Below are 25,894 nucleotides of genomic sequence, written 5' to 3'. Positions count from 1 at the left end.
GGAGGACGTGTTGGAGATCGACATTCCCGAGGTGAAGGCCGAGGTGGAAGCCGCATTCGCGCTCTATGAGGCCGCGCTTGTCGGCAACCACGTGGAGACGCTGGAGGCCCTGTTTCGGGACGATCCGCGCACCATCCGCTTTGGCGGCGGCGAAAACCTCTACGGGATGGACGCCATCCGCGCCTTCCGCCGCGCCCGCTCGCCGGTGGGCCTCGCGCGCAACCTGGCGCAGACGGTCATCACCACCTACGGCCGCGATTTCGCCGTGGCATCCACGCTGTTCTACCGCGACAACGCGCCGGGCAAGGTTGGGCGCCAGCAGCAGACCTGGGTGCGGCAGCCGGACGGCTGGCGTGTGGTGGCCGCCCACGTCTCCATGATCGACGAGCCGACGGCGTGAACCGCCGCCGGCTTACGACGTTTCACGGATTTCGCCTGAGGCGGGAATCCCGGTAAAATCTTGCACATGACCCTGTTCGCGCCACCCATCCTGAAGACGTCGGCCCCGACCCCGCGGGTCCGCAAGCGCCGCGCCGTCGGGCGCCCGGTGACGCGCACCGAGGAACTGCGCCTGCAGATCGCCGACGATATCGTGCGTGGCCGCCTCGCTCCCGGCACGGCGCTGGAAGAGGTCGATATCGCAAAGCGTTACGGCGTTTCCCGCACCCCGGTGCGGGAGGCGCTGCGCGACCTCGCCGCCTCCGGCCTCGTGGAGGCGCGGCCCCATCGCAGCGCGCTCGTCGCCCAGCCTTCCCTGGAGCGGCTGCGCGGCATGTTCGACGTGATGGCGGAGCTGGAAGCCCTGTGCGCCGGCCTATGCGCGGTGAACATGACGCCTGCGGAGCGGGCGGGGCTGGAAACCATCCATGCGGAGCTTGCGGACCTCACCCGCCGGGGTGACGAAAGCAGCTATACGGTGCTCAACGAGCGTTTCCATACAACGCTCTATGCCGGTAGCCACAACGACTACCTGACCGAGCTGACGCTCGCCACCCGCGCCCGTCTGCAGCCGTTCCGCCGCGCGCAGTTCCGCACCCTCGGCCGCCTGGCCCGCTCCTACGAGGAGCACGACCGGGTGGTGACGGCCATCCTGCGCGGCGACAAGGCGGAGGCGGCGCAGGCCATGCGCTCGCACATCCTCACGGTCGAGGACGCCTACGAGCGCTACGCCGAGACGGTGTGACGGGCCGCGCCGGCCTACTCTGCCGCGTCCACTTCGGTGAGGTTGTCGAGGCCCTGCACGATGTGCTGGGCGAGGGCATCGGCCAGCGGGGACGGCTCGTGCCGATTGCGCAAAAGCCCGATATCGCAAGGGGGTAGGGGAGGGTACCCCTCCGCCGCGCCGAGCACGCGCATCCCCGTCCGCAGCGCCGATTCCGGCAGCACCGACACCGCAAGGCCGGAGAGAACCGCCGCGACCACCGCGCCGCAATTGGGGCTGGTGTAGAGGATGCGGTGTCCGCGCCCGGCGCCGGCCAGCCGCGACACGGCGATCTCGCGCCACTGGCAGGTGGGCCGCCCTAAAGCCAGCGGCACGGGGGTTTCCAGATGCGCCGCATGGCGGGCGGAGGAGACCCACAGCAGGCGTTCCCGGCGGATCACATGGGCGTTGCGGGAGGTGATCTCGGTGGCGGTGATGATGGCGAGATCGATGGTGCCGGAGGCGATGTACTGCACCAGTTCGGCGGTCGGCTCGCAGATCACGGTGAGCTCGACGGACGGATGCGTGCGCGAAAATCGCGCCATGATATCAGGCAGATAGCGGTCGGCGTAATCGTCCGGCACCCCGAGGCACACCCGCCCCGAAAGCTCGGCATCGGCGAAGCTGGAGACGGCCTCCATGTTCAGCTTCACGATGCGCCGGGCGTAGTCCAGGAGGCGTTCGCCGTCTTCGGTGAGGCGGGAGGCGCGGCCGTCGCGGACGAAGACGGGGCGGCCGACCCGCTCTTCCAGCCGCTTCATCTGCATGGACACCGCCGACTGGGTCTTGTGGACCACCTCCGCCGCCTTGGTGAAACTGCCGGTTTCGGCAATGGCCACAAAGGTTTTCAGCTGGTCGGGGTCGAGCATGGCCGTCATCGTCGCGCTCCTGTGGGGCAGCCCTGCGCCAGCCGCATGGGCCGGCCGCCCCGTCGCCGCATTCATCACGCAAAACGATACGAGAGATGAAAAACATTCGCTAGCGTGATTTGTGCGCAGCATCCAGAAAGGTCCTGCCGATTGGATGCGGCGCGAAATCGGGTGGTTTCACCGGGGTGTCAGTGGGCTTATCGGGCCCGTTCGGCACATGCCGGGTGTGTTCAGACCATCACGGCCCCGGAAAGGAGGGTCGGCGGAGCGCATCCAGGCAACGGAGATGATGATGACGTACCATGGTGAAACCCGCAGGACCGCCTTCGCCCCCGCTGGCGAACTGGTCGCCGCTTTGTGCCTCTCGGCCGTCGGCGTGGCCGCCAAGGGCCTGCGCGCGGTGGAGACCATCGGCCGCGTCATGGAGCGACGGCAGGTGATGGCCGAGATCGCCCATCTCGATGACCATATGCTCCGCGACATCGGGGTGACGCGGGCGGACGTGCGCGATGCCGTATCGGCGCCGCTGTTCGAGGACCCGACCCAGCTTCTGGTGGTCCGCGCCAAGGAGCGCCGGGCTGCGGCGCGGCTCGCCGCCTGGCGCGGCTACCCGGCCGACTGATCCCACACGAATTCGGCGGAAGCGCCCCTCGACTCCGCCGCGCCTCGACCCGCGCCGTCCGCAACCGGCGCGGGTCGATTTTTTTGGCGAAAGCTGCTGACCCGAGCCCCTTACTTGCCGTTGCCGCCCGAAGACTTGTCGCTCTCGGCGCGGCCGAGGCGGGGGCGGTCCGGCGGCAGGGTTTCGGCCTCCTGCACGTTCTGGGTGGCGGTATTCATGCCTTGGGTGGCGGCGGCCATGGAGGCCGCGGCGGTGCGCATGATGTCGAGCCAGAAGTCCGGCACGGTATAGCCCTGCCGGCTGGTATCCGCCGCGCCGGGCTGGGCGGGCGGCGGGAAGGGCGGCGGAAAGCCCTGGGCGAACATCTGCGCGAAGAAGTTCTGGAACGGCACAAGCGGCGCCGGCGGAGGCTCCGGCGGCTTCTCGCGGGTGGGCGGCACGCCGGCCTGCATCATGGTCTTGGACATGGCGTTCACCACGTCCTGCCATGCATTGGCGGGATTGCGCTGGGGCGCGGGGGCCGGGGCGGCGCGCTGGAACATCATCTGGGCATAGGCATCCGCCCACGGATTGCCGGTGCTGTAGGACCGGCCGCCCTGCTCGGTGGCGGTGCTGGTGAAGGCGAGGAACGCGTCGATCCAGGGATTGCCCGAGGAGATGGGCGCGATCTTGTGCTCGGTCTGGCCGGGCATGCGGCTCAGCATGGCGGCCAGCATCTGCTGCAGCGCGCCGGAGGCGGCGAGCGACTTGGCGAGCCCGCCCACCACGAGGGTGGCATAGCTCGGCATCACCTGCTTCACCATGGCCATGCCGAGGCCGGTGGTGGAGGCGACGTGGGCCGCCACGGCGCGGCTGACCTCGGAGGAGCCGAACACGGTATCGAGCGCCTCGGAGCCAGCGCGGGTCAGCTCGGCCGGGGCGGCCGGCTGGGAATAGAAGGCGCCGTAGGGGCCGCTGGTCATCAGCGCCATCAGGGCGGCGAGAGATTCGGGAGACTGGGAGGCCTGCTTGAACGCCTCGGCGAAGGCGGGCATCACCGCCTCGGCCACCTGCTGGGCCTGCTGCGCGGAAAGGCCGTACATGCGGCCGATATTCTCCATCGCGTGCCCGCCCTGGGCCGCGCGCAGCATCTCCACGAACTGATCCATACACGAACTCCGTCAGACCGCGGGCGTGCAACGGGCGGAGGCGTCCCGCCCCGGCTTCTGCCCGAAATCTTGGCAGGAAGCTTACGCCATCGTCCTGCCGAAATCACGAAATGGTTCTGTAGCGTCAGGTGAATTGAACAGGGGCGTGGGGAGGGGCCAGATACCGCCCCGGGCCGCGGCGGCAGGCGGCTCTCACCTGTGGGACAAGCGCGTTCCCCGGACACGCGACGGCTTTAGCCGGAGCGGTGATCCGGGGGCCAGCGCAAGGCTCCCGCGCAGAGGGGCAATGCTTTGGAGCGCTGAGGTTCGGAAGTGCCTTCGGCGGTCTTTTGCGCTGGGCCCCGGCTCGCATTCCGCATGCGCTTCATGCGTCCGGGGCGGGAGGTGGCTAGCCGCACCCGCCGCCTGCGCTTGGAGCCCAAGGGCGTCCCCCTTGCTCGAACAGCGGTTCCCTCTGCTCGCGGTCGTCATGCCCGGGCTTGTCCCGGGTATCCAAGTCGGGCCGCAGGCGCGATGTCTGGACGGGTGTTCCCGGCCCACCCACGTGGATGGCCGGGACAAGCCCGGCCATGACGTTTGGTGCGGGAGACCCCCACCGGTCATGCCGCCACTCACATCGTCGCCGGCCTCGCTTGGAGCCCCGGCGTCTCGTTCCCCAGCCTTGCGGCGGGCCTCCGGCCCCATCACCCCGAGAATTCGGTCTCGTGGGTGAGGATGTCCTGCGCCTCGGGATTGAGGGGGCGGGCGCGGCGTTCGGGTTCGGTGAGGGGTTCGGGCTCGACCTTGGGCCGGGAGAATGCATCGCCGCCGGCGAACAGGCCGTCCTGCATCTGCCGCTCCAGCCGCGCGCGGTCGCGTTCGCGCACGTCGGCGATGCGGGCTTCGGCGGCGCTCTCGCTCACGCCCAGCGCCTCGAGGGTGCGGGCGCCGAAGGAGAGGGCCGATTCGAGGGTCTCGCGCAGCTCGAAATCGACGCCAAGCCGCACCAGCTCCATGGAATGCACGCGATCGAAGCTGCGCACGAACAGGCGCGGCCCCTGGATGGAAGTGCGGACGATCTCCACGATGCGGTTGGCGTCTTCCTTGTTGTCGACGCAGATGCAGATGACCTCCATGGTCTCCGCCCCCGCAGCGCGCAGCACGTCGAGCCGCGTGCCGTCGCCATAATAGATGTGCACGCCGAACCGGCCGGCGCTCTGGATCATCTCCACGTCCTTGTCGATGATCGTCACGCTCACGTCCTGCGCCAGAAGGCACTGGGAGACGATCTGCCCGAACCGGCCGAAGCCGATGACCAGCACCGAGCCGTCGGCATCGGTGAAGTCGTCGGCGGGCGGCTCCGGGGCCGGAGGGGTGAAGCGCGGCAGGTAGCGCGAGACGCCGGCGAAGAGGAGTGGGCCGAGCACCATCGTGAGCGCGGCGAGGGCGATGAGCAGGTCGGTCTGCTCGGTGCGCAGGATGCCGTTGGCGAGGCCGAGCGGGAACAGCACGAAGGCGAATTCGCCCGCCGCCATCAGCGCCACCGAGGCGCGCAGGGAATCGCCGGGGGCGATGTTGTCTGCCCGGAACACCAGATAGACCACCACCGACTTGATGACCGCCACCGCCAGCGCGCCCACCACCAGGCGCGGGATGTGGTGGAGGATCACGTCGATGTTCAGCGTCATGCCGATGCTCATGAAGAAGATGGCGAGCAGCAGGCCGCGGAAGGCATCCACATTGGCTTCGAGTTCGTGCCGGAAGGTGCTCTCGGACAGGAGCAGGCCGGCGAGGAAGGCGCCCATGGCGGCCGACATGCCCGCGATTTCCATGAGGCCGGCAGCGCCCAGCACCACCATCAGCGCCGCCGCCGTCATCGCCTCGCGGGCGCCGGAGCGGGCCAGCACCCGGAACAGGGGATTGAGCAGGTAGCGGCCGGCGACCACGATGACCGCGATGGCGCCCACAGCCATGCCGGCCTGGATGAGCGTGCCCTTGGGATCGTGGATCTCGCTCTCGCCGCCGGGGGCGAGCAGCGGCACCAGCGCCAGCAGGGGCACCACCGCGATGTCCTGGAACAGCAGGATGGAAAAGGTGCGCTGGCCGTAGGGGCTGGCGAGGTCGCCGCGCTCGCCCACGAGCTGGAGCGCGATGGCGGTGCCCGACACCGAGAGCGCGAGGCCGCTGACCACCGCCGCGGCGACGCCGAAGCCGAGGCCGAAATAAGCGAGCAGCGCGAAGGCAAGGGAGGTGAGCACCAGCTGCGCCGTGCCCAGCCCGAAGATGTAATGCCCCATGGAGAGGAGGTGAGACGGCTTCAGCTCCAGCCCGACGAGGAACAGGAGCATGACCACGCCCAGCTCGGCCACGGTATGCACGACGGAGGGGTCGGCCACATTGAACCCGATGGGGCCGATGGCGATGCCGACCAGCAGGTAACCGACGATGGGTGAGAAGCCGATGCGCTTGGCGACGAGGACCGCGATGACGGCGGCGCACATGAAGGCCAGTGCCCCGGCGAACAATGCGTGTTCATCGACTGGCATGCGCGACGTCCTCCCCCGACCGTCCCGATCCCTGACGGATCAGAACGCCTTCCGCAAGGGTTGCTTCAAGCAACTTCGAAGCCACACATCCCCGGTGGCCCCTGCTCATCGCTCATGACGGGCGAGCGTGTCGAAACCATGCCGTCGACGCGGCGTGGTGGTGGCCGTCCGCCGAAGCGTGACGACGGCCTGCGACCTTACTTAAGGGCATCAAATCCCGGGCCGAATCCGTTGAGGCTCAGCGGAACGCCGATGCCTTCTTCCGGCGTCTGGAAGATGATGAAGGTGGCGAGCTTGCCGGTCTTGAGGCGGCCGACGAGGGTTTCGTCCATCACCACCTCGGCGACGCAGCCATTGGGCAGGCAACGCACGAATCCGGCGCGGCCGATGTCCTGGTCGTCGATCTTGAGGCCGAGGCCGGCGGGCAGCAGCACGCCGAGCGGCGCCAGCACGCGCAGGAGGCGGCTCTTCTGGTCCGACGTCTTCAGCACGATCACGGTGAGGCCGACATTGGGCCGGTCCTCCGCCTGCACCGACTGGAGCAGCACGCACTGCTCGCTCTGCGCGCCGGGCGGCGTATCGCAGCGAATCTGCCATTCGCCGAACACCGACTTCACCACGCCCTGCGCCGCCGCCGGGGCCGCCGCCGAGAGCAGTGCGGCCACGAAGGCGCCGACGAACAGCACGAGCGCGCGCCCCCCGGCGCGGCGGGTCGCGGGTCCGGGCGTCTCGGCGCGATCGGTCTCAATGGCGGGAAAAGGTCGGAACGACAGGACCATCGCAAGCTCCGGCAGTGTCCGGCGGGGGAGGCCGGGCGATCCTGCCTTATCTGATTTCGTGAACCAATGCCTTAATGCCCAAGGCATCGCGTCAACAATGGGGCAGGACCCACTTTCCCCCGCCGGCAATCCGGCCGGGCACCCTTGCGTAAACCACGGACGGGGTGCGCGGTATTTTGTCTCTTGCGCCCTGTTTCGAACCCCGTGCGACTCGTTCGAGAGGGTCGGTGGGGCCGGCTAAAGTGGAGTTAGAACAATTGGTTACTAAAACGGCCGGCGCGCCCGCCGTCGCCGGCCAAAGCGGGCTTGGACGTTTTGTCCAATTGGGCAAACCCCGGGCGATTGCAAGGCGCCCCCAATTGTGTTTGATGAATCTTAGGGAGAGTGCCTGCCCAAAAACAACGCAGTTGCATGCGGCTGCAAAGCGCGGTCTCGCACTCGAATAAGGGCCCCGTGACGCGCTCCTTCGGCGCCCCGGCGGCAGGGAAATTTCCGGCGGACTTCCGCCGGCCAGGGAGATGGGTAGAAGATGATGTCGCTCATTCGCACCGCGGCCCGTCTGCGCGATGCTGCCCTCGCCGCCGGCGTGTTTGCCGCGGCGATGTTCGCGAGCGCGGGGGCGAACGCCCAGATGGGCCAGCCCGCCCCGTGGCAGATCAATCTGCAGGATGCCGCCACGCCGGTGATGGAGAACATCCACCACTTCAACGTGCTGCTCATCACCATCATTACCGCCATCGTGCTGTTCGTGCTGGTGCTGCTGGTGATCGTGGTCGTGCGCTTCAACGAGCGCGCCAATCCGGTGCCCTCCAAGACCAGCCACAACACGCTGATCGAGGTGGCCTGGACGGTGGTGCCGGTGCTGATCCTGGTGGCCATCGCCATCCCCTCGTTCCGGCTGCTGCACCTCGAGCTGAACATCCCCAAGCCGGACCTCACGGTGAAGGTGACCGGCCACCAGTGGTACTGGTCCTACGAGTATCCGGATAACGGCGGCTTCGGCTTCGACTCCTACCTCGTCGCCGAGAAGGACCTGAAGCCCGGCCAGCCCCGCCTCCTCGCGGTGGACAACGAGGTGGTGGTCCCGATCAACAAGAACATCCGCATCCAGGTGACGGCGGCGGACGTGATCCACTCCTTCGCGGTGCCCTCCTTCGGCGTGAAGATCGACGCCATGCCGGGCCGCCTGAACGAGAGCTGGTTCAAGATCACCCGCGAAGGCGTCTATTACGGCCAGTGCTCCGAGTTGTGCGGCCGCGACCACGCCTTCATGCCCATCGCCGTGCGCGCCGTGAGCGAGGCCGACTTCAACGCCTGGGTCGCCCAGGCCAAGGCCAAGTTCGCCTCCGCCAAGGACGCCGAGGGCAAGTTCGCCGATGCCGGCTCCCTCGAGGGTGCCGCGACCGCGCGCTGATCTTAAGGGCCCGCCCCGCGCAGGCCCACGACGTTTCCCCGCGCGGCGGACGGCCGGGCGGTTTCCAGGACAAGGCGGCGCGGCGGGACGGGGCCGGCGCCGGGAACACGAGGAAAGCGGGAATGGCCACCGAGGCAGTCACCCACAGCCATCACGACGAAAGCGCCCACGGCCACGGCTACGGCGACACCCACGATTCCCACATCCCCACGGGCTGGAAGCGCTGGGTCTTCTCGACCAACCACAAGGACATCGGGGTGATGTACCTGATCTTCGCCATCGTGGCGGGGATCGTGGGCGGCGCCCTCTCCATCGCCATCCGCATGGAGCTGCAGGAGCCGGGTCTCCAGATCTTCAAGGATCCGCAGACCTTCAACGTGTTCACCACCGGCCACGGCCTCATCATGATCTTCTTCATGGTGATGCCCGCGCTCATCGGCGGCTACGGCAACTACTTCGCCCCTCTGATGATCGGCGCGCCGGACACCGCGTTCCCGCGCATCAACAACATCGCCTTCTGGCTGCTGCCGCCCGCCTTCATCCTCGCGCTCTCCTCGCTGTTCGTGGAAGGCGCGCCGGGCACCAACGGCTTCGGCGGCGGCTGGACCATCTATCCCCCGCTCTCGTCCAAGCTCGGCCATCCCGGCCCGGCCATGGACCTGCTGATCTTCTCGCTGCACATCGCCGGCGCGTCCTCGCTGCTCGGCGCCATCAACCTCATCACCACCATCTTCAACATGCGCGCCCCGGGCATGACGCTGCACAAGATGCCGCTGTTCGCCTGGTCGCAGCTCATCACCGGCTTCCTGCTGCTGCTGTCGCTGCCCGTTCTGGCCGGCGCCATCACCATGCTGCTGACGGACCGCAACTTCGGCACCACCTTCTTCGATCCGGCCGGCGGCGGTGACCCGATCCTGTTCCAGCACCTGTTCTGGTTCTTCGGCCACCCCGAGGTGTACATCCTGATCCTGCCCGGCTTCGGGCTGATCTCCCACATCATCTCCACCTTCTCGCGCAAGCCCGTGTTCGGCTATCTCGGCATGGCCTACGCGATGGTCGCCATCGGCGTGGTGGGCTTCGTGGTGTGGGCGCACCATATGTACACGGTGGGTCTCTCCTCCGGCACGCAGTCCTACTTCGTTGCCGCGACCATGATCATCGCGGTGCCCACGGGCGTGAAGATCTTCTCGTGGATCGCCACCATGTGGGGCGGCTCCATCCAGTTCCGCACGCCCATGCTGTGGGCGATCGGCTTCATCTTCCTGTTCACCGTGGGCGGCGTCACCGGCGTCGTGCTCTCCAACGCCGGCATCGACCGTTCGCTGCACGACACCTATTACGTGGTGGCGCACTTCCACTATGTGCTGTCGCTCGGCGCCGTGTTCGCCATCTTCGCGGGCTGGTACTACTGGTTCCCGAAGATGTTCGGCTACATGATCCCCGAGTTCTGGGGCAAGCTGCACTTCTGGGTCACCTTCATCGGCGTGAACCTGGTGTTCTTCCCGCAGCACTTCCTCGGCCTCGCCGGCATGCCCCGCCGCTATGCGGACTATCCGGATGCGTTCGCCCACTGGAACTTCGTCTCCTCGATCGGTTCCTACATCTCGGGCATCGCCGTGCTGATCTTCCTCACCGGCACCACGCTCGCCTTCCTGCGCAAGGAAAAGGCGGCGGACAATCCGTGGGGCGAGGGCGCGACCACGCTGGAATGGACCCTGTCCTCCCCGCCGCCCTACCACCAGTTCGAGGTCCTGCCCCGCATCAAGTGAGGCAGTGACGAAGCTCCGGAGCCGCGGGAAACCGCGGCTCCCTTCGGCCCAGCGGGGTTTTCCTCGGGCCGGTCTTTCCGAAGAAAAGTCTCGCAAGCCAGTCTCGAACGTGTGTTCAGGGATGTGCGGAGTATCGAAATGAGTGAAGAGCGTGCCAGCCTGACCGGACCCGACCCGTACGCCATGGCGTCGGGCGGCGTTGCGTCGGCCGGCGTCGCCGCCGGCGAGGGCCATGCCGCGCCGCGCGACTATTTCGAGCTCCTGAAGCCCCGCGTCATGTCGCTGGTGATCTTCACGGCGCTGGTCGGCCTCGTCCGCGCGCCGGGCGACGTGCATCCGGTCATCGCCTTCACCGCGCTCTTGTGCATCGCCGTCGGCGCGGGCGCCTCCGGCGCGCTCAACATGTGGTGGGACGCCGACATCGACGCCGTGATGGCCCGCACCCGTGGCCGTCCCGTGCCGTCCGGCCGCGTCACCGGCCAGGAAGCGCTGGCCTTCGGCCTCACCCTCTCCGCCTTTTCCGTCGTGGTGCTTGGCCTGCTGGTCAACGCGCTCTCCGGCGCGCTGCTCGCCTTCACGATCTTCTTCTACGTGGTGATCTACACCATGTGGCTGAAGCGCTCGACCTCGCAGAACATTGTCATCGGCGGCGCCGCCGGCGCCTTTCCGCCGCTGGTTGCCTGGGCCGCCGCGTCCGGCACGGTGTCGCTGGAACCGGTGCTGCTGTTCGCCATCATCTTCTTCTGGACGCCGCCCCACTTCTGGGCGCTGGCGCTCTACCGGGCCGACGACTACGCCCGCGCCGGCGTGCCCATGCTGCCGGTGACGGCGGGGCCGGACGAGACCCGTCTCCAGATCCTGCTCTACACCCTGTTCCTCGTGCCGCTGGCCGCGAGCCCCGCTTTTCTCGGCTATGCCGGCCTCGCCTATGGCGCGGTCTCGGTGCTGGCCGGAGCCTGGATGATCGTCCTCGCCGTGCGCGTCTTCCGCGTCCGTGAGGGCGAGGCGGCGGTGAAGGCGGCCAAGGGCCTGTTCGGATTTTCCATCGTGTATCTGTTTGCATTGTTCGCGACGCTGCTCGGCGAGGCGGTCATCAGTGGCCTGCTGCGATGAGCGGTGAAAAGAAGCAGAAGCCGCGTCCTCCGCAGGAGGAGGGCGTGGTGCTGACACCGGAGCAGTTGAAGCGGCGGCGGGCGCGCAGCATCGCCATCGCCTCCGTGCTGGGGTTCCTGGCACTGCTGTTCTACGTGGTGACCATCGTGAAGCTCGGTCCCAACGTCCTCAACCGCCCGCTCTAGGGCCGGGGACGGGACGGATCGGGCAGGCGGGATCAGGCAGGCGAGGGGTCCGGGGGGCATCCGGACGCGAGGACGAGGGAATGGCCGAGGCGAACGAGCAGATTGCTGAGAGCGCACCCCGCGCCGCCCGTCACTGGGTGGTGGCGGCCGCGTGCGTCGGCTTCATCGCCGCCATGGTGGGCGTCACCTACGCCTCCGTGCCGCTCTACGCCATGTTCTGCTCGCTCACCGGCTTCGGCGGCGCCACTCGCGTGGGCGCCACGCCCACCGCCGCGCCGCTCGAGCGCGAGATCACCATCCGCTTCGACGCCAACGTCTCGCCCGGCCTGCCGTGGGCCTTCGCGCCCGAGCAGCGCGAGATGACGGTGAAGATCGGCGCCACGAGCCTGGCGCACTACAGCGCCACCAACCGCTCCGCCGACGACACCCGCGCCAACGCCACCTACAACGTGTCGCCACCCCAGGCCGGCGCCTATTTCGTGAAGCTGCAGTGCTTCTGCTTCGAGGAGCAGACGCTCGCCGGCCGCGAGAAGATGGACATGCCGGTGGTGTTCTACGTGGATCCGGCCATCGCCGACGATCCGGACCTGAAGACGCTGAAGGACATCACCTTGTCCTACACCTTCTTCCCGGCGAAGTCGGACAAGCCGCAGGTCCGCGCGGAGGCCGACGGGGTGCGCAAGCCGCTCTAGGGCGCAAGTCTAAGGGCGCGCAAGGATCACCGCCCCGCCGGGGCATCACATTCGGGCGGCATTGCCGCTCAGGACAGGAACAGGCTCCCCGGTCGCCAACCGGGCGGGCTGGACGAGACAGGGAAAAGGGGAGGCCGGTTCGCCATGGCCGACGTACATATCAAGAAGCACGATTACCACGTGGTGGACCCGAGCCCGTGGCCGATCATCGGCTCGGTCGCGGCGCTGATCCTCACCTCGGGCGCCGTGGTGTGGATGCACGGCGGCACCGCGCTCATCATGACGGTGGGCTTCCTCGGCGTGCTCTACACCATGTTCGGCTGGTGGCGGGACGTGATCCGCGAGAGCCGCGCCGGCTTCCATACCCGCGTGGTGGTGCTCGGCCTGCGCTACGGCGTGATCCTGTTCATCGCCTCAGAGGTGATGTTCTTCGTCGCCTGGTTCTGGGCCTTCTTCGATGCGTCGCTGTTCGCCGGCGAGGCCATCAACTTCCAGCGCATGGAGTTCACCGGCGGGATGTGGCCGCCCAAGGGCATCGAGAGCCTCGATCCCTGGCACCTGCCGCTGCTCAACACGCTGATCCTGCTGACCTCCGGCACGACCGTGACCTGGGCGCACCACGCGCTGGTGCATGGCGACCGCCAGGGCCTCAAGTGGGGCCTGTGGTGCACGGTGGTGCTCGGCGTCCTGTTCTCCATGTGCCAAGCGTACGAGTACTACCACGCGCACTTCCACTTCGCGGGCAACATCTATGGCGCGACCTTCTTCATGGCGACCGGCTTCCACGGCTTCCATGTGATCGTCGGCACCATCTTCCTCGCCGTGTGCCTGATGCGCACCTACATGGGCGACTTCACCCCCCAGAAGCATTTCGGCTTCGAGGCGGCCGCCTGGTACTGGCACTTCGTGGACGTGGTGTGGCTGTTCCTGTTCACCTTCATCTATGTGTGGGCGCAGGGCGGACACGCCTGAGCCGCGCGGGTCTCACCGCGCCAGAGACAAGCATCAGGCCGGCGCACCCACGCGCCGGCCTTCTCATTTCGGCACCGGAGGTTCGCCGTGTCGCTCGATCCCTATCACGCCCCGGTCTCCCCCTTCGCGGCGGGCCTCTCCTGCCGCTGCCCGCGCTGCGGCCGTGGCCCGCTGTTCAAGGGCTTCCTGGACCTCGCGCCAAAGTGCACCTCCTGCGGCCTCGACTATGACTTCGCCGATGCCGGCGACGGGCCGGCGGTGTTCGTCATCCTGTTCGCGGGCTTCATCGTGGTCGCGCTCGCCTTCTGGGTGGAGGCGAAGTTCGAGCCGCCCATGTGGGTGCACGCGCTGCTGTGGATCCCGGCCATCCTCGTCGTCACCCTCGGCCTGTTGCGGCCGCTGAAGGCGCTGATGGTGGCGCTGCAGTATCGCAACAAGGCCTCCGAGGGCCGGCTGGACCATCACGGCCAGTGACCGGCAATACGCCTTCCGCCGCGCCGCGCGGGCGCGGCCTCGTTCTCTTCGTGCTGGCCTGCGCTGCGTTCGCGGTGCTGATCGGCCTCGGGACGTGGCAGCTCAATCGCCTCGCCTGGAAGGAGGCGCTGCTCGCCCGGGTGGAGGCGCGCGTCCACGCCGCCCCCGAGGACGTGCCTCCCCCCGCCCGCTGGTCCGCGCTGACCCGCGAGGAGGACGAATATCGCCGGGTGAAGGTGCGCGGCACCTTCGACCACGCGAAGGAAGCCCTCGTCTATACCGTGCGTGGAGAGGACGCCGCCGGCCCGATGAAGGGGCAGGGGTTTCTCGTGGTGACGCCGCTGATTCGGGCCGATGGCCCGCCCATCCTCATCAATCGCGGCTTCGTCCCGTCCGACCGGCGCGATCCCGCGACGCGGGCGGAAGGCGAGGTCAAGGGCGAGGTGGAGGTGGTCGGCCTGCTGCGCTTCCCCGAGGAGGCGAGCTGGTTCGTGCCCGCCAACGATCCGGCCCATGGCAGCTTCTACCGCATGGAGCCGGCCGAGATCGCCGCCGCCCGGGGCATTTCCGGCGCCGCGCCCTTCGTCATCGATGCCGATGCGACGCCGGTGCCGGGCGGCCTGCCCATCGGCGGCGGCACCCGCATCGCCTTTCCCAACCGGCATCTGGAATATGCGCTCACCTGGTACGGCCTCGCCGCGTCGCTGGTGGGCGTGGGCATCGCGGTCTTCATCAGCCGGCGCCGCCGCGCCGCCTGACGCGCCTACTAACGCGCCTTCCTGGCCGGGCGCGCCGGGCGGGCGTTGCCGATCTGCAACGCGGGGCCGGGATCGTCGCGGCGGCCTTGACCCAACGCTTGGTTAACCCTCACCTTGCAGCAGCGGATTTGCCGGCTTTATTGCCGTGCACCAGCCGTGCGGTTTTGGCATTTCGTAAAGCCGCCCGGCCGCAGGATGGCCGCAGGTTCTGTCAGAGGTCACCCGATGGTCGTGTTCCCGAAGCTGCGTTCCCTCCTCCTCGCCACGGTGCTCGCCGGGGGGGCCTGCGGTGTCGCGCATGCGGCCGACCTGTTCACCCCGCCGCCGCCCACCCCGGTCCCGCCCTCGGCCAATGAGGACTGGTACCTCACCATCGGCGCGTCCGTCTCGGCGGACCCGAGCTATCCCGGCGCGGACAATTATTCCTTCCGGCCCGGTCTCATCTTCTCCGTCCGCAAGGCGAGCCAGCTCAACGTCTTCCGCAGCGTGGACGACAACCCTTCCCTGGCCCTCTTCGACACCGGCAATTTCCGCATCGGCGCGGTCGGGCGCATCGACTGGGGCCGTGATTCCGGCGATTCCTATCGCCTCACCGGCCTCGGCAACATCGATCCGGCGCTGGAAGCCGGCGCCTTCGCCGAGTGGTACATCACCGACTGGCTGCGCACCCGCGCGGAACTGCGCTACGGCGTGGGCGGCTTCGAAGGCATTCGCGGCCTGCTCGGCGCCGACGTGATCCTGCCCTACGGCCAGTGGCGCTTCGCCGTCGGCCCCCGCCTCACCTATGGCGGCTCGGGCTATATGAGCACCTATTTCGGCGTTACGCCGGTCCAGGCCGTGGTCGCCAATGCGTTCGGCAATCCGCTGCCGGTCTACAACGCCTCCGCTGGCTTCGACATGGTGGGCGCCATGGCGCAGCTTACCTACAATTTCCGCAACGGCTTCGAAACGGGCGTGTTCGGCGGCTATGGCCGCCTCCTCGGCGATGCCGCCTCCTCGCCGCTCACCACCGATGCCAACCAGTTCACCGCCGGCGTCTCGCTGAGCTACACCTTCAACATCGGCAAGGCCTGGTGGTGAGAGATTTGGTGGTGAGGGTTCCGGGCTGAACGTCAGCCCGTGACGCGCCGTTCCAGCTTGGCCAGCGTCTGCTGGCCGAGTTCCACCGCGCCGAAGCCCTTGGCGGTCTGAAATTCGGCGGCCGTGCTGAACACCATGCCCAGCGTGACCTTGGTCGCCCCGTCCTGTTCGTCGAACGCCGCCCAGGCGTCGGCATGTTTCGGCCCGTTCTCGCCCCAGAGCAGGGAATAGGCGATCCGCTCCTGCGGCCGCACCTCCCGGTAGAGATGGTGGTTGGGGAAGACGGTCCCGTCCGGCCCGATCATGTCGAACACCCACTCGCCGCCCTGCCGGAGATCGATGCGCGTGGTGCGGCAGGAGAAGCCCTCCGGCCCCCACCATTGCGGCAGCGACTGCGGGTTCATCCACGCCCCCCAGACCACGGCGCGTGGAGCCTTGATGACCCGCTCCAGCACCATGGTGCGCTCGGCCGCGTCGGCGAGATTGCCGAGCCCGGCATCGAAGCCCTGCCGGTACCCCGCTTCCATATCCCCCGCGAGCGAGGAGAGCTGGACGGTCACCACCAGCCGGCTGCGCGCGCCGTCGCCGGAGAAGTCCGCCGTCACCAGCGCTGCTGACTGGGTTTCGCCTTCGGTGGAGACCACCTCATAGTTCACGCTGCGCGCGGCGGGCTTGATCGCCAGCCAGCCGCACTCGCACCTGATATCGGGCGCACCCGCCACCTTGCAAAGCGAGACCTCGCGGCCGCCCACGCGCGTGTCGGCCTCCAGGAATTCCACCGTGACGGCGGGCGTGGGCGCGGCCCACACCGCCCGTGCGGCCGGGGCGGTCCAGGCCTGCCAGAGGGTCGCGAGCGGCGCGGCGACCTCGCGCGTGAAAGTCAGCGTGGCGAAGCGGCCGGGGGCGTCCTGCAGGGTCATTGGCGTTCTCCCTTCATCACGTTGGTCACGAAGGCGTCCAGCCGATCCAGCCGGGCCTCCCACAGCGCGCGCTGTTCATCGATCCAGGTGCGGGCGGGTTCCAGCGCCTCGGGGCGGATCGCGCAGGTGCGCACGCGCCCGTCCTTTATCGTGGCGATCAGCCCGGCCTCCTCCAGCACGGACAGATGCCGCATGACGGTGGGCAGGCGCAGGCCGGTGGGGCCGGCGAGATCCGTCACCGCCGCCGGCCCCTCGGCGAGGCGCGTCAGGATCGACCGGCGGGTCGGATCGGCCAGGGCGTGGAAGAGCAGCGAAAGATCGGGATCATGCTTAGCCATGTGGCTAAGTATATGCGCGCGGATGATGCCCGCAAGGAAAACTTCGCAGGTTGGCTAAGTGTTGTCCCCGGAGCGGCGCCGGACGACCCTAATCGCCACCACCACCGCCGCCACCGTCCCCGTCGCCCGAGCCGCCGCTGTCACCGGCATCGGGGCCGCCGCCGCTATGGCCCACATGGGGGGATTCGCCCCCCGCCTCGCCGGAATGGTGATGGGCGGAATACCCCGCCGCGATGATCAGGGCGCCGCCGGCCGCGGCCGCCGCGGCCGCCCGCTGCGCATTGGCGCTGTCCTGCTCGCTGCTGTTGGCGGCGGACGCGGACGGGGCAGGGGAGTCTTCGCGGCCGATCCCGTAATCGGCCGGCGGCCGCGCGCGGTTCGGCCCGGTGTCCGGCCGGGCAGCGTCGGGCTTCGCGCCGCCGCCCGCCTTGCCACCGCCGCGCAGGCTGAGGAACAGCGCCAGCGGCGCGCCGATGATGAGGAGGGCGACGAGGATCTGCGTCGCGTCCATGGATCAGCGCTGCTCCCGCCGGGCGAGGAAGGCGAGGCGCTCGAACATGTGCACGTCCTGCTCGTTCTTCAGAAGCGCGCCGGCGAGCGGGGGAATGGCCTTGCGCACGTCCTTTTCGCGCAGGGTCTCCAGCTCGATGTCCTCGGCCATCAGCAGCTTCAGCCAGTCGATCAGCTCGGAGGTGGAGGGCTTCTTCTTCAGGCCGGGCACATCGCGCAGCTCATAGAAGATGCGCAGGGCCTCGCCCACGAGGCGCTGCTTGATGCCGGGGAAATGCACCTCGACGATGGCCCGCATGGTCTCGGGATCGGGGAAGCGGATGTAGTGGAAGAAGCAGCGGCGCAGGAAGGCGTCCGGCAGCTCCTTCTCATTGTTGGAGGTGATGATGACGAGGGGGCGCTGCGCCGCCTTCACCTGCTCGCCGGTCTCGTAGACATGGAACTCCATGCGGTCGAGTTCCTGCAGCAGATCGTTGGGAAATTCGATGTCCGCCTTGTCCACCTCGTCGATCAGCAGCACCGGCCGGACGGGGGAGGAGAAGGCCGTCCACAACTTTCCCTTGCGGATGTAGTTGGCGATATCGTGGACCTTGGGGTCGCCGAGCTGGCTGTCGCGCAGGCGGGCCACCGCGTCATACTCGTAGAGGCCCTGCTGCGCCTTGGTGGTGGATTTGACGTGCCACTCGATCAGCGGCGCTCCGAGGGCTTCTGCAACCTCCTGCGCCAGAACGGTTTTTCCCGTTCCGGGCTCGCCCTTGATGAGCAGGGGGCGTTCGAGGACGAGGGCCGCATTGACGGCGACCTTGAGGTCGTCGGTGGCCACATAGCTCTTCGTGCCCTCGAACCGCATGAGACTTGATCCCTTCCGCCGCCTGTCGCGCCGCAGCAAGGTCGGCACGCGGCGCCCATCCGTCAAGGGGCGGCGCCCACCGGGCAAGGATATGCCGGTTGTCGGAACCCGAAGGCGTCGATATAAGCGCGGCGACCATGGGGCGTCCTCCTGGCCGAAAGGTCGGCTCCGCCGGCCCGCACGGCCGGGGCGGCAGCTCCTAAGTTCCGTGACGGGGAGTTCGTCGTCGGTGCTTGGCTCCATGCAAGGCCGGATGGGCATGATCCGCCTTGCAGCGTCTCGCTTCGACGGCAGAGCGACGCATATCGAGGACCTTGCTGATGTCGATCCAAATCGACGAGGACTATCGGCCCCGTGAGGACGAGCCCTTCATGAATGACCGGCAGCGCGAATATTTTCGCCTCAAGCTGCTGCGTTGGAAGGACGACATCCTGAAGGAGGCCCGCGAGACCCTGCAGCACCTTCAGGACGAGAACCAGAATCACCCGGATCTGGCAGACCGGGCCTCGTCCGAAACCGACCGCTCCATCGAGCTGCGCGCCCGCGACCGCCAGCGCAAGCTGATCGCCAAGATCGACGCGGCGCTCCAGCGGATCGAGGACGGCTCCTACGGCTATTGCGAGGACACCGGCGAGCCCATCTCGCTGAAGCGCCTCGAGGCCCGGCCCATCGCCACCCTCTCGGTGGAGGCGCAGGAGCGCCACGAGCGGCGCGAGCGGGTCTATCGCGACGACTGAGCTGCTTTCTCCGGCGCAGCGATTTCAAATGTGAAGAAGGCCGGCAGAGCCATCGCTCCGCCGGCCTTCTGCGTCCGGGACCGGCCGGAGCCGGCGGAAGGGTCAGCGGCTGCGCGCGTTGGTGCGGCCGAGCAGGTTTGCCATCTCGGCGTCGAAATCGTCCAGCGGATCGCGCTGCGCATCGGGCTCGACGGCAGGCGCCTCACCGGCATGGGGCGCGCTCGGAGGCGCGCCCACCGGCGGGGCCGCATGGGACGGCGCCGGGGCATGGATCACCGGCGGGGCGACCTCCGGGGACGCCGGGGCCACGCTCGGGGAGGGCGCGCGCAGCAGCGGGCTCGTGGTCTCGGGCCGCAGGGGCGGGGCCTCGCGGCTCACATCGCGCAAGGCGAGGGGATCGCGGCGCGCCTGCTCCGGTGCCGGCAGCGGGCGGTTCTCGCCGGCCGGGCGGAAGGCGAACTCGCGCGGGCGCGGCGGCGCCTCGGTGCGGGGGGCTTCGGTGCGCGGGGGCGCATCGACGCGCGGCCGGGGCTCGATGGCGCGGGGCTCCACAGGACGCGCTTCCGCCGAGCGGTTGCGCGACTGGGAGAGGAATCGGGACAGCGGACCCTCGCTGCGCGGCGGCGGTGGGGGTTCGATCACCGGCTCGGGACGGGGCGCCGGGGCCGGCTCGGCGGGGGCCGCAGGCTCGTCACCGAGGAGGTCGGAAAGGCTGATCTGCGGCGCGGCGGCGGCCGGCTGCGGGTGGACGAGGGCGGCATCGAGCCGGTGGGTGAGATCCTCGAGTTCCGCCGCCACTTCGCTCACCGCGGGGGGCGCATCCTCGGGCTCGGCCTTGGGGGGCTCGGCCTTCGCCACCTCGGGACGGGGCGCTTCCACCTTCACGGACTCGACCCGGGCGGCCTCGACCTTGGGCGCATCAATCTTGGGCGCGTCAACCTTGGGGGCATCGATGGTCGGCGTGCTGGCGGCGAACTCGGCCTTGAGGGCGTCGAGGCGGGCCTGATCGGGGCGCGGCGCCTCGGCCCGTACGGGCTCCTTTGCCGGGGCAGGCTCGGGAGTGGCGGCGGTGCGCGAGGCGGGGCGGCCGGAGAGGGTGCCATCGCCCCGCATGAGGGGACGGCGGGCCAAGACGGAGCGGCGCTCCTCTCGGGTCTCGGTGGCGGGGGCGGCAGCGGCGTCCGATGGCGCGGGCTCGGGGGCCGGCAGGCCGGGCGCGGCGGCCTCGGCGGTCAGCACAGCCGGGGCGGGGGCGGCGGAAAGGGGGCGGCGCGGCATGGGCCGCTGCAAGGTCGGTGCCTCGCGCGGCGGGGGCACGGCGGCGGGTGCGGTTTCCGCCGCCTCGGTCGCGCCGATGTTCTGCTCGATGACGAGGTCGCTGTTGCCGCCGATCAGCAGCAGGTGTTCCACCTCGTCCCGGCGTACGAGGACGAGGCGGCGGCGCTGATCCACGGAGACGCTGTCGAGCACGGACAGGCGGGGGCCCGTCCGGCCGCGGCGGTCGCCTCCGGCGGCGCGGCCGGCGAGGCGGCGCATCACCAGCACCGTCAAGCCCAGCAGCGCGGCGATCACGATGGCGGCGATGGCCACCCGAATCGGAAACGCGAGCTGGGTACCGAACAACTGCTGTAGCATCATGCCTCCGCTTTACTCGAACCGGGCGCGTCCCCGGGCCGTGGCCCGTCGGCTGCCTCCCTCCGGCATCCATATCCGGAACGCGCGATGCCCTGTGGGCCCTCACGCCGTCAATATCACGAAATGCCGAGACGCCCGCTCGCGCCAATAGCCGCGCCGGTCGCGCATCGTGAGCCTCAGGGCCTAAGGTTTTGTTGATAATCGTGGCAGGATTTAAGTCACCGGCGATTCTCTCCCTTAAATCCGTGCGAATGGTGCACGCATCAGGGCGGCAGATCGCCTGAACGGATCGCCGGAATGGTACAAGAGCGCATGCGGGGTCGCCAGAAGAAGGACCAGGGAACCGCCGTCCGGCGCAAGAAGAGCCGTCGGGCGGGGCCGCTGGGCACCCGGCTTTTCATCGTCGCCTTCGCGCTGGCGGGGGGCTTCGTGGGCGCGACCATCCTCGGGCGCGACGGGGGCGGCATACCCTCGGCCATCATCGCGGCGCTGGCCGTGGTCGGGGTGGTTGAACTGTTCCTGGCCGCCCGCCGCGCCTTCAAGGGCGCCGAGCCGGAGGACCCGCTGGGCGCGATTGCCCTTGCGGCATCCGGCGATGCCATGGCCGTGGTCGAGGATGGCGAACGGATCGTCGAGGCCAACGCCGCCTATCTGCGCATGTGCCGCAGCGGCACCGCCGAGCCGCCGCTCCCCGAGCGCTTCCTCTCCCGCATTCCCGGCAGCCAGACGACCGTGGGCGAGCTGCTCAATGCCGTTGCCGGCTCGACGGTCCACCTGAGCACCATGCCCTTCGGTAGCGGCGTGCGCGGGCGGCAACTCGAGGTCTCCGTGCATCCCGTGGGCGGCCCGCGGCGCGTGCTGTGGACGCTGCGCATGGTCGATACCGCCGAGGGCGAGGCGCCGACTTTCGCTCAGGTGCCTGCTCCCGCCGCGCATCCTGTCGCGCCGGTTGTCGCGAAGCCGCTGCCGGCCGCGCCTGCGGTGCGTCCGCCCGATCCGGTGGTGGTGGCACCTGCGCCGGCCGTCGCCGCTCCTGTTCCCGTCGCCGCGCCGCTTCCCGCGTCCGAAGCCAATGCGCCTGCACTGTCCACGGCGGCCCCCGCCCCGGCCCCCGAGGGCTATGCCGGTCCGGACCTCGTGGCATCGTGGGAAGAATTGCCGGCCGGCCTGCTGCGCATCGTCGGCGGGCGGGTGGTGGACCCCAACCTCACCTTCTGCCGCATGCTCGGCTACGCCCTCGCCGAATGGGGGCCGGACGGCATGGCGCTCAGCCGCATCGTCGCCCCGGAAAGCATGCCCGCCCTCGCGGCGGCGCAGGCGAATGGCGGCCGCGCCTCGCTGGTCGCCTCGCTCCGGCGCAAGGACGGCGCGGCCCTCCCCGTCCTGCTGCGCATCGCTGCCGCCCCTGACGGCACAGGCGCTGTCGCCTTGCCGCTCGATGCCGTGGAAGGCGCGCTTGGCGCCGCTTCCCCCCGGACCACGGACACCCCGGGCCCGAGGCGCGACGGCACCGAGGTTCTCGGCGACCTGTTCTTCCGCCGGGCGCCGCTGGCCATGGCGCTGGTGGACCGCACCGGTGGCGTGCGGGCCGCCAATGCGGCCTTCGAGCGCCTGTTCGGCCGCGATGCGGCGGGCCGCCCGCTGACCGCGCTGGTTTCGGACCCCTCCGGCACCGAGGCGCTGCTCGCCGCCGCCGCCGGCGCCAGCGAGCCGCCCGCGCCCTGCGACGTGACCTTGGCTGGCGGCAGTGCCCGCTCGGTTCGCTTCTATGCGGCGCCCCTCGATCCCAGCGGCGACATCGCCTTGTGCGCCATCGACATGACCGAGCAGCGGGCGCTGGAGGTGCAGTTCGCCCAGTCGCAGAAGCTGCAGGCGGTGGGGCACCTAGCCGGCGGCGTGGCGCACGACTTCAACAACGTGCTCACCGCCATCATCGGCTATTGCGACCTGCTGCTCGCCAAGCACCGGCCGAGCGATCCGTCCTTCCCGGACATCATGCAGATCAAGCAGAACGCGAATCGCGCCGCCGGCCTCGTGCGGCAGCTGCTCGCCTTCTCCCGCCGCCAGACGATGCGCCCGCAGGTGATCGAGCTCGGCGACGTGATCTCGGATGCCGCCGCCTTGCTGCGCCGCCTCATCGGCGAGCGCATCACCCTCGACGTGGAGCACGCCCGCGATTTGTGGCCGGTGAAGGTGGACGTGAACCAGTTCGAGCAGGTGATCGTGAACCTCGCGGTCAACGCCCGCGACGCCATGCCCGACGGCGGCACCCTCACCATCCGCACCGGCAACGTGCCGGCCGCCGGCTGCGCCACCTACGGGCAGGGCCTGCCGGAGGGCGACTATGTGATGGTGGAGGTAGTGGACACTGGCACCGGCATCCCGCCCGACATCATGGACAAGATCTTCGAGCCCTTCTTCTCCACCAAGGAAGTGGGCAAGGGCACGGGGCTCGGCCTTTCCACGGTCTATGGCATCGTGCAGCAGACCGGCGGCACCATCCTCGCCGACAGCGAGATGGGGCGCGGCACCACCTTCCGCGTGTTCCTGCCCCGTCATGTGGCCGGCACCGAGGAGGAAGAGTCGCCCAAGCCCGCCGAGCCGGAGCCCAAGGCCGGCGACACCACGGGGCAGGGGCGCCGCGTGCTGCTGGTGGAGGACGAGGACGCGGTGCGTGCCTTCGCAAGCCGTGCGCTGGCCAATCGCGGCTACGAGGTGCTGGCCGCCGCCAGCGGCGTCGAGGCGCTGGAATTGATCGAGCGCGAGGGCAAGGTCGATCTCGTCATCTCCGACGTGGTGATGCCGGAGATGGACGGCCCGACCCTGCTGCGGGAATTGCGCAGCCGCGAGCCGGGTCTGAAGGTAATCTTCATTTCCGGCTATGCCGAGGAGGCTTTCGCCCGCAACCTGCCGCCGAGCGAGCATTTCTCCTTCCTGCCCAAGCCCTTCTCGCTGAAGCAGCTGGTCGCCGCCGTGAGCGAGACGCTGCGCGCCTGAACCCGCGCGCCGAGGCACTGCCTTTCTCTAACGTAATGAGAGAGCAGGGATATCAGGCCTCGCGCTGGCGTTTCGTCAGGCGCGGCGCGCTCTAGACGGGCCGGCTGCGTTTGCGCATTGTCAAGGCGCGGCCCGCCCGGCGGTCGCCAGATCAGGCCACCGCGCCCGATCTGCGGTCGGGCTGGCCGGCGAGGGGGAGGACCCTGACTTGACATCAACACGCACGAATATGCGGCGCCGGGAACTGGCGGGCTGGTCCCGCATCGCCGTGGCGCTGGCCTTCGGCTGGACCACGAGCCTCTATCCGGCCTTCGCCCAGCAGAGCGCGCCCGACGCCGGCGCGGCAGCAACCCAGGCGCCGGTCCCGCCACCCACGACGCCGCCCGCGGCCGCGCCGCAAGTGGCGCCTGAGGCGGCACCTCCTGTTGCGCCTCCTGCGGCTCCGCCTGCCACCACGGCCGTCACGCCGCCGGCCGCGCCTGCACCTGCGCCGGTCGTTCCGGCCGGGGCGCCGCCTGCCGATGCGCCGCCGGCGTCCGCGCTCTACACCCTCGCCGAGCTGGAAACCCTGCTCGCGCCCTATGCGCTCTATCCAGACACTTTGCTCGCGCAGATGCTGCCGGCCACCGCCTATCCGCTGGAGCTGGTTCAGGCGCAGCGCTGGCTGGAGTCGCACAAGAGCGCGGTGAAGAAGGGCGATTTCTCCGGCGCCGATGCCCAGAAGTGGGATTCCTCTGTGAAGGCGCTGACGCGCTTCCCCACCGTGGTCGCCAAGCTGAATGAAAACCTCGATGCCACCCAGTCCATCGGCTACGCCTTCGTCAGCCAGCCGGAGGACGTGTCGGTGGCCATCCAGGCCCTGCGCGCCAAGGCCGAGGCGGCCGGCTCGCTGAAGACCAACGACAAGCAGGTCGTGACCACCCGGCAGGAGGACGGCCGGAACGTGGTCTACATCACCTCGGCCGACCCCACGATGGTCTATGTGCCGACCTACGATTCCTCCACCATCTACACCGCGGCCGGCGTCGGCCTGCTGGCCTTCGGCGCCGGCGTGCTGGTGGGCAGCGCCTGGAGCAATCCGTGGAACTGGGGCCGCGGCTGGGTCTATCCGCCGCCGTGGCCGGGCTATCCCGGCTGGCGCCCGCCGCCGCCCCGCCCGCCGGGCGGCTGGCCCGGTGGTCCCGGCCATCCCGGCTGGCCCCCGCCTCCCGGCTATCCCGGAGGCCCGGGCTACCCCGGCTACCCGGGCAAGCCCGGCGGTCCCGGTTATCCGGGCTATCCCGGCAAACCGGGTGGCCCCGGTTATCCCGGTGGTCCGGGCGGCCCGGTCGGTCCGTGGAAGCCGAATCCCGGCAAGCCGCTTCCGGGCAAGCCCGGCTATCCGGGTGGCCCCGGCGGCGTTGGTGGCCCCGGTTATCCCGGCAAGCCCGGCGGACCGGGCGGTCCCGGCTATCCCGGTGGCCCCGGTGGTCCGGGTGGACCCGGCGGTCCCGGTTATCCAGGTGGACCGGGTGGGCCGGGCAAGCCGGGTGGACCGGGTACCCCCGGTGGTCCCGGCGCTCCGGGCAAGCCAGGCGGACCCGGTGCCCCCGGCCAGCCCGGTGGGGCCGGCGGTGCGGGCAAGCCGGGCGGCGCGGCCCCCACGGCGAAGCCGGTCAAGCCCACCGGCGGGTCGCAGCAGCTCAAGAAGGGCGGCGGCGGCAAGACGAGCGTGAAGCCCGCCAGCCGTCCGGCCGGGCCGCCGAAGCAGTACCGCGGCGGTGGCGGCGGTGGTGCCAAGTTCCAGGGTGGCGGACGCGTCGGTGGCGGTGGCCGTCCGGGCGGCGCACGCCCCCATCGCTGAGCCGGTGTCGGGCACGCCCCGGCGCCGACCTCGCAGAATCGCCGTGGCGGATGCGCCGTGGCACTGCGGCAAACTCCCCGGCGCGACTCGCGCGCGTCGGGAGGTCTACGGATGCCGGAGCCTTCGCCGGTACGCAGGGCAGGGGAAGGCCGGAAGATGCACACGGCATTGTGTCGCACGGATGCAACAGTCGCCCGCAACCGCATCTTGCACAGAATTGAGGCCCTCCCGATCTACCTCCCGTGAGAGAACCGCAAGCCGGCTCCGGCCCAGCTTTCGCGGCGCTGCGAAAGGGTCGGCGCGGCGGTCGCGGACGGGCTGCCCCGGGCGCACCCGCGATCCTCTACCAAAGGCATGACACCTTGGCCGAACCGCGCACTTGCCTCCCTTCTGGCGCTGCGATAAGGCTCTCGCGTCGTTTCGAACTTCTCTAGCCGGACGGCGCGGTAACGCTTCAGGCGAT

24 protein-coding genes are annotated in these 25,894 nt (G+C 69.5%); 15 read left to right on the top strand and 9 right to left on the bottom strand.

What is annotated here, in order from left to right:
* The first annotated feature begins 10 nt into the window (after positions 1-10).
* Positions 11-400 carry an oxalurate catabolism protein HpxZ gene (gene hpxZ, locus FHT36_RS20255; RefSeq protein WP_169124377.1) on the top strand — a complete coding sequence of 130 codons (390 nt, stop codon included), beginning with the start codon at positions 11-13 and terminating at the stop codon, positions 398-400.
* Positions 401-466: 66 nt separating this feature from the next.
* Positions 467-1,183, top strand: a complete 717-nt coding sequence (locus FHT36_RS20250) for a GntR family transcriptional regulator (RefSeq protein ID WP_237353582.1) — start codon at positions 467-469, stop codon at positions 1,181-1,183.
* A gap of 14 nt (positions 1,184-1,197) precedes the next feature.
* Here the strand turns inward: FHT36_RS20250 and FHT36_RS20245 are convergent, their stop codons facing one another.
* A complete protein-coding gene (locus FHT36_RS20245) occupies positions 1,198-2,079 on the bottom strand; it encodes a LysR substrate-binding domain-containing protein (protein WP_169124276.1) in 882 nt (293 codons plus the stop codon).
* 283 nt (positions 2,080-2,362) lie between these two features.
* Between FHT36_RS20245 and FHT36_RS20240 the strand changes: the two genes are divergently transcribed.
* Positions 2,363-2,692 (top strand): DUF1127 domain-containing protein, encoded by a 330-nt coding sequence (locus FHT36_RS20240; protein WP_169124275.1) that lies wholly within the window; start codon positions 2,363-2,365, stop codon positions 2,690-2,692.
* Between the two features lie 110 nt (positions 2,693-2,802).
* Here the strand turns inward: FHT36_RS20240 and FHT36_RS20235 are convergent, their stop codons facing one another.
* From FHT36_RS20235 to FHT36_RS20225, 3 genes are all read right to left on the bottom strand, one after another.
* A complete protein-coding gene (locus FHT36_RS20235) occupies positions 2,803-3,840 on the bottom strand; it encodes a DUF937 domain-containing protein (protein WP_169124274.1) in 1,038 nt (345 codons plus the stop codon).
* A gap of 683 nt (positions 3,841-4,523) precedes the next feature.
* Positions 4,524-6,365 carry a monovalent cation:proton antiporter-2 (CPA2) family protein gene (locus FHT36_RS20230; RefSeq protein WP_169124273.1) on the bottom strand — a complete coding sequence of 614 codons (1,842 nt, stop codon included), beginning with the start codon at positions 6,363-6,365 and terminating at the stop codon, positions 4,524-4,526.
* Positions 6,366-6,562: 197 nt separating this feature from the next.
* Positions 6,563-7,144: an invasion associated locus B family protein gene (locus FHT36_RS20225; protein ID WP_169124272.1), complete on the bottom strand. Its 582-nt coding sequence runs from the start codon at positions 7,142-7,144 to the stop codon at positions 6,563-6,565.
* 529 nt (positions 7,145-7,673) lie between these two features.
* Between FHT36_RS20225 and coxB the strand changes: the two genes are divergently transcribed.
* The 9 genes from coxB (at position 7,674) to FHT36_RS20180 (ending at position 15,601) form a co-directional block, all read left to right on the top strand.
* Positions 7,674-8,558, top strand: a complete 885-nt coding sequence (coxB, locus tag FHT36_RS20220; RefSeq protein WP_169124271.1) for a cytochrome c oxidase subunit II — start codon at positions 7,674-7,676, stop codon at positions 8,556-8,558.
* 122 nt (positions 8,559-8,680) lie between these two features.
* A complete protein-coding gene (gene ctaD / locus FHT36_RS20215) occupies positions 8,681-10,327 on the top strand; it encodes a cytochrome c oxidase subunit I (protein ID WP_169124270.1) in 1,647 nt (548 codons plus the stop codon).
* A gap of 183 nt (positions 10,328-10,510) precedes the next feature.
* Positions 10,511-11,440 carry a heme o synthase gene (locus tag FHT36_RS20210; RefSeq protein WP_393974019.1) on the top strand — a complete coding sequence of 310 codons (930 nt, stop codon included), beginning with the start codon at positions 10,511-10,513 and terminating at the stop codon, positions 11,438-11,440.
* On the top strand, positions 11,437-11,625 hold the full coding sequence (locus tag FHT36_RS20205; protein WP_168458164.1) for a hypothetical protein: 189 nt from the start codon (positions 11,437-11,439) through the stop codon (positions 11,623-11,625). Before FHT36_RS20210 ends, FHT36_RS20205 begins: the two co-directional genes overlap by 4 nt.
* Before the next feature lie 80 nt (positions 11,626-11,705).
* Complete coding sequence (locus FHT36_RS20200) at positions 11,706-12,317, top strand: cytochrome c oxidase assembly protein (protein WP_169124268.1); 612 nt, start codon at positions 11,706-11,708, stop codon at positions 12,315-12,317.
* A gap of 144 nt (positions 12,318-12,461) precedes the next feature.
* A complete protein-coding gene (locus FHT36_RS20195; protein ID WP_169124267.1) occupies positions 12,462-13,289 on the top strand; it encodes a cytochrome c oxidase subunit 3 in 828 nt (275 codons plus the stop codon).
* Positions 13,290-13,376: 87 nt separating this feature from the next.
* Positions 13,377-13,763 (top strand): DUF983 domain-containing protein, encoded by a 387-nt coding sequence (locus FHT36_RS20190; protein WP_169124266.1) that lies wholly within the window; start codon positions 13,377-13,379, stop codon positions 13,761-13,763.
* A complete protein-coding gene (locus FHT36_RS20185; RefSeq protein ID WP_348644527.1) occupies positions 13,760-14,521 on the top strand; it encodes an SURF1 family protein in 762 nt (253 codons plus the stop codon). Before FHT36_RS20190 ends, FHT36_RS20185 begins: the two co-directional genes overlap by 4 nt.
* A gap of 225 nt (positions 14,522-14,746) precedes the next feature.
* Positions 14,747-15,601 carry a MipA/OmpV family protein gene (locus tag FHT36_RS20180; RefSeq protein ID WP_169124265.1) on the top strand — a complete coding sequence of 285 codons (855 nt, stop codon included), beginning with the start codon at positions 14,747-14,749 and terminating at the stop codon, positions 15,599-15,601.
* Between the two features lie 32 nt (positions 15,602-15,633).
* Here the strand turns inward: FHT36_RS20180 and FHT36_RS20175 are convergent, their stop codons facing one another.
* The 4 genes from FHT36_RS20175 to FHT36_RS20160 all read right to left on the bottom strand — a co-directional run bounded on the left by FHT36_RS20175 (position 15,634) and on the right by FHT36_RS20160 (position 18,219).
* Positions 15,634-16,521, bottom strand: coding sequence for an SRPBCC family protein (locus FHT36_RS20175; RefSeq protein ID WP_169124264.1), 888 nt, complete (start codon positions 16,519-16,521; stop codon positions 15,634-15,636).
* Entirely contained in the window at positions 16,518-16,859 is a 342-nt protein-coding gene (locus tag FHT36_RS20170; RefSeq protein ID WP_169124263.1) for a helix-turn-helix transcriptional regulator, read from the bottom strand. Before FHT36_RS20170 ends, FHT36_RS20175 begins: the two co-directional genes overlap by 4 nt.
* An 88-nt stretch (positions 16,860-16,947) precedes the next feature.
* Positions 16,948-17,370: a hypothetical protein gene (locus tag FHT36_RS20165; RefSeq protein ID WP_169124262.1), complete on the bottom strand. Its 423-nt coding sequence runs from the start codon at positions 17,368-17,370 to the stop codon at positions 16,948-16,950.
* A 3-nt stretch (positions 17,371-17,373) separates the two neighbouring features.
* Positions 17,374-18,219, bottom strand: coding sequence for a MoxR family ATPase (locus FHT36_RS20160; RefSeq protein ID WP_024278560.1), 846 nt, complete (start codon positions 18,217-18,219; stop codon positions 17,374-17,376).
* 320 nt (positions 18,220-18,539) lie between these two features.
* Here FHT36_RS20160 and dksA point away from each other — a divergent pair, with 320 nt between their 5' ends.
* Positions 18,540-18,956, top strand: a complete 417-nt coding sequence (gene dksA / locus FHT36_RS20155) for an RNA polymerase-binding protein DksA (protein ID WP_168458155.1) — start codon at positions 18,540-18,542, stop codon at positions 18,954-18,956.
* 102 nt (positions 18,957-19,058) lie between these two features.
* Here the strand turns inward: dksA and FHT36_RS24600 are convergent, their stop codons facing one another.
* The gene (locus tag FHT36_RS24600; RefSeq protein WP_246702340.1) at positions 19,059-20,591 is read right to left on the bottom strand and encodes a flagellar biosynthetic protein FliO; all 1,533 of its coding nucleotides are present in this window, start codon (positions 20,589-20,591) and stop codon (positions 19,059-19,061) included.
* 297 nt (positions 20,592-20,888) lie between these two features.
* Here FHT36_RS24600 and FHT36_RS20145 point away from each other — a divergent pair, with 297 nt between their 5' ends.
* Positions 20,889-23,588 (top strand): PAS domain-containing sensor histidine kinase, encoded by a 2,700-nt coding sequence (locus FHT36_RS20145; protein WP_246702339.1) that lies wholly within the window; start codon positions 20,889-20,891, stop codon positions 23,586-23,588.
* Positions 23,589-23,796: 208 nt separating this feature from the next.
* A complete protein-coding gene (locus FHT36_RS24770) occupies positions 23,797-25,431 on the top strand; it encodes a DUF3300 domain-containing protein (protein ID WP_169124261.1) in 1,635 nt (544 codons plus the stop codon).
* The last annotated feature ends 463 nt before the right edge of the window (positions 25,432-25,894 follow it).

This window comes from Xanthobacter sp. SG618 (assembly GCF_012932745.1).
Classification (GTDB): Bacteria; Pseudomonadota; Alphaproteobacteria; order Rhizobiales; family Xanthobacteraceae; genus Xanthobacter; species Xanthobacter flavus.
Note: the sequence above shows the minus strand (reverse complement) of the source record. Positions and strands in the feature narration are given on the sequence as shown.

Excerpts from the sequence above, each read along its gene's own strand:
- FHT36_RS20250 (WP_237353582.1), top strand. The coding sequence starts at position 467 with ATGACCCTGTTCGCGCCACCCATCCTGAAGACGTCGGCCCCGACCCCG.
- FHT36_RS20245 (WP_169124276.1), bottom strand. The coding sequence starts at position 2,079 with ATGACGGCCATGCTCGACCCCGACCAGCTGAAAACCTTTGTGGCCATT.
- FHT36_RS20240 (WP_169124275.1), top strand. The coding sequence starts at position 2,363 with ATGACGTACCATGGTGAAACCCGCAGGACCGCCTTCGCCCCCGCTGGC.
- FHT36_RS20235 (WP_169124274.1), bottom strand. The coding sequence starts at position 3,840 with ATGGATCAGTTCGTGGAGATGCTGCGCGCGGCCCAGGGCGGGCACGCG.
- FHT36_RS20230 (WP_169124273.1), bottom strand. The coding sequence starts at position 6,365 with ATGCCAGTCGATGAACACGCATTGTTCGCCGGGGCACTGGCCTTCATG.
- FHT36_RS20225 (WP_169124272.1), bottom strand. The coding sequence starts at position 7,144 with ATGGTCCTGTCGTTCCGACCTTTTCCCGCCATTGAGACCGATCGCGCC.
- coxB (WP_169124271.1), top strand. The coding sequence starts at position 7,674 with ATGATGTCGCTCATTCGCACCGCGGCCCGTCTGCGCGATGCTGCCCTC.
- ctaD (WP_169124270.1), top strand. The coding sequence starts at position 8,681 with ATGGCCACCGAGGCAGTCACCCACAGCCATCACGACGAAAGCGCCCAC.
- FHT36_RS20210 (WP_393974019.1), top strand. The coding sequence starts at position 10,511 with ATGGCGTCGGGCGGCGTTGCGTCGGCCGGCGTCGCCGCCGGCGAGGGC.
- FHT36_RS20205 (WP_168458164.1), top strand. The coding sequence starts at position 11,437 with ATGAGCGGTGAAAAGAAGCAGAAGCCGCGTCCTCCGCAGGAGGAGGGC.
- FHT36_RS20200 (WP_169124268.1), top strand. The coding sequence starts at position 11,706 with ATGGCCGAGGCGAACGAGCAGATTGCTGAGAGCGCACCCCGCGCCGCC.
- FHT36_RS20195 (WP_169124267.1), top strand. The coding sequence starts at position 12,462 with ATGGCCGACGTACATATCAAGAAGCACGATTACCACGTGGTGGACCCG.
- FHT36_RS20180 (WP_169124265.1), top strand. The coding sequence starts at position 14,747 with ATGGTCGTGTTCCCGAAGCTGCGTTCCCTCCTCCTCGCCACGGTGCTC.
- FHT36_RS20175 (WP_169124264.1), bottom strand. The coding sequence starts at position 16,521 with ATGACCCTGCAGGACGCCCCCGGCCGCTTCGCCACGCTGACTTTCACG.
- FHT36_RS20170 (WP_169124263.1), bottom strand. The coding sequence starts at position 16,859 with ATGGCTAAGCATGATCCCGATCTTTCGCTGCTCTTCCACGCCCTGGCC.
- FHT36_RS20165 (WP_169124262.1), bottom strand. The coding sequence starts at position 17,370 with ATGGACGCGACGCAGATCCTCGTCGCCCTCCTCATCATCGGCGCGCCG.
- FHT36_RS20160 (WP_024278560.1), bottom strand. The coding sequence starts at position 18,219 with ATGCGGTTCGAGGGCACGAAGAGCTATGTGGCCACCGACGACCTCAAG.
- dksA (WP_168458155.1), top strand. The coding sequence starts at position 18,540 with ATGTCGATCCAAATCGACGAGGACTATCGGCCCCGTGAGGACGAGCCC.
- FHT36_RS24600 (WP_246702340.1), bottom strand. The coding sequence starts at position 20,591 with ATGCTACAGCAGTTGTTCGGTACCCAGCTCGCGTTTCCGATTCGGGTG.
- FHT36_RS20145 (WP_246702339.1), top strand. The coding sequence starts at position 20,889 with ATGGTACAAGAGCGCATGCGGGGTCGCCAGAAGAAGGACCAGGGAACC.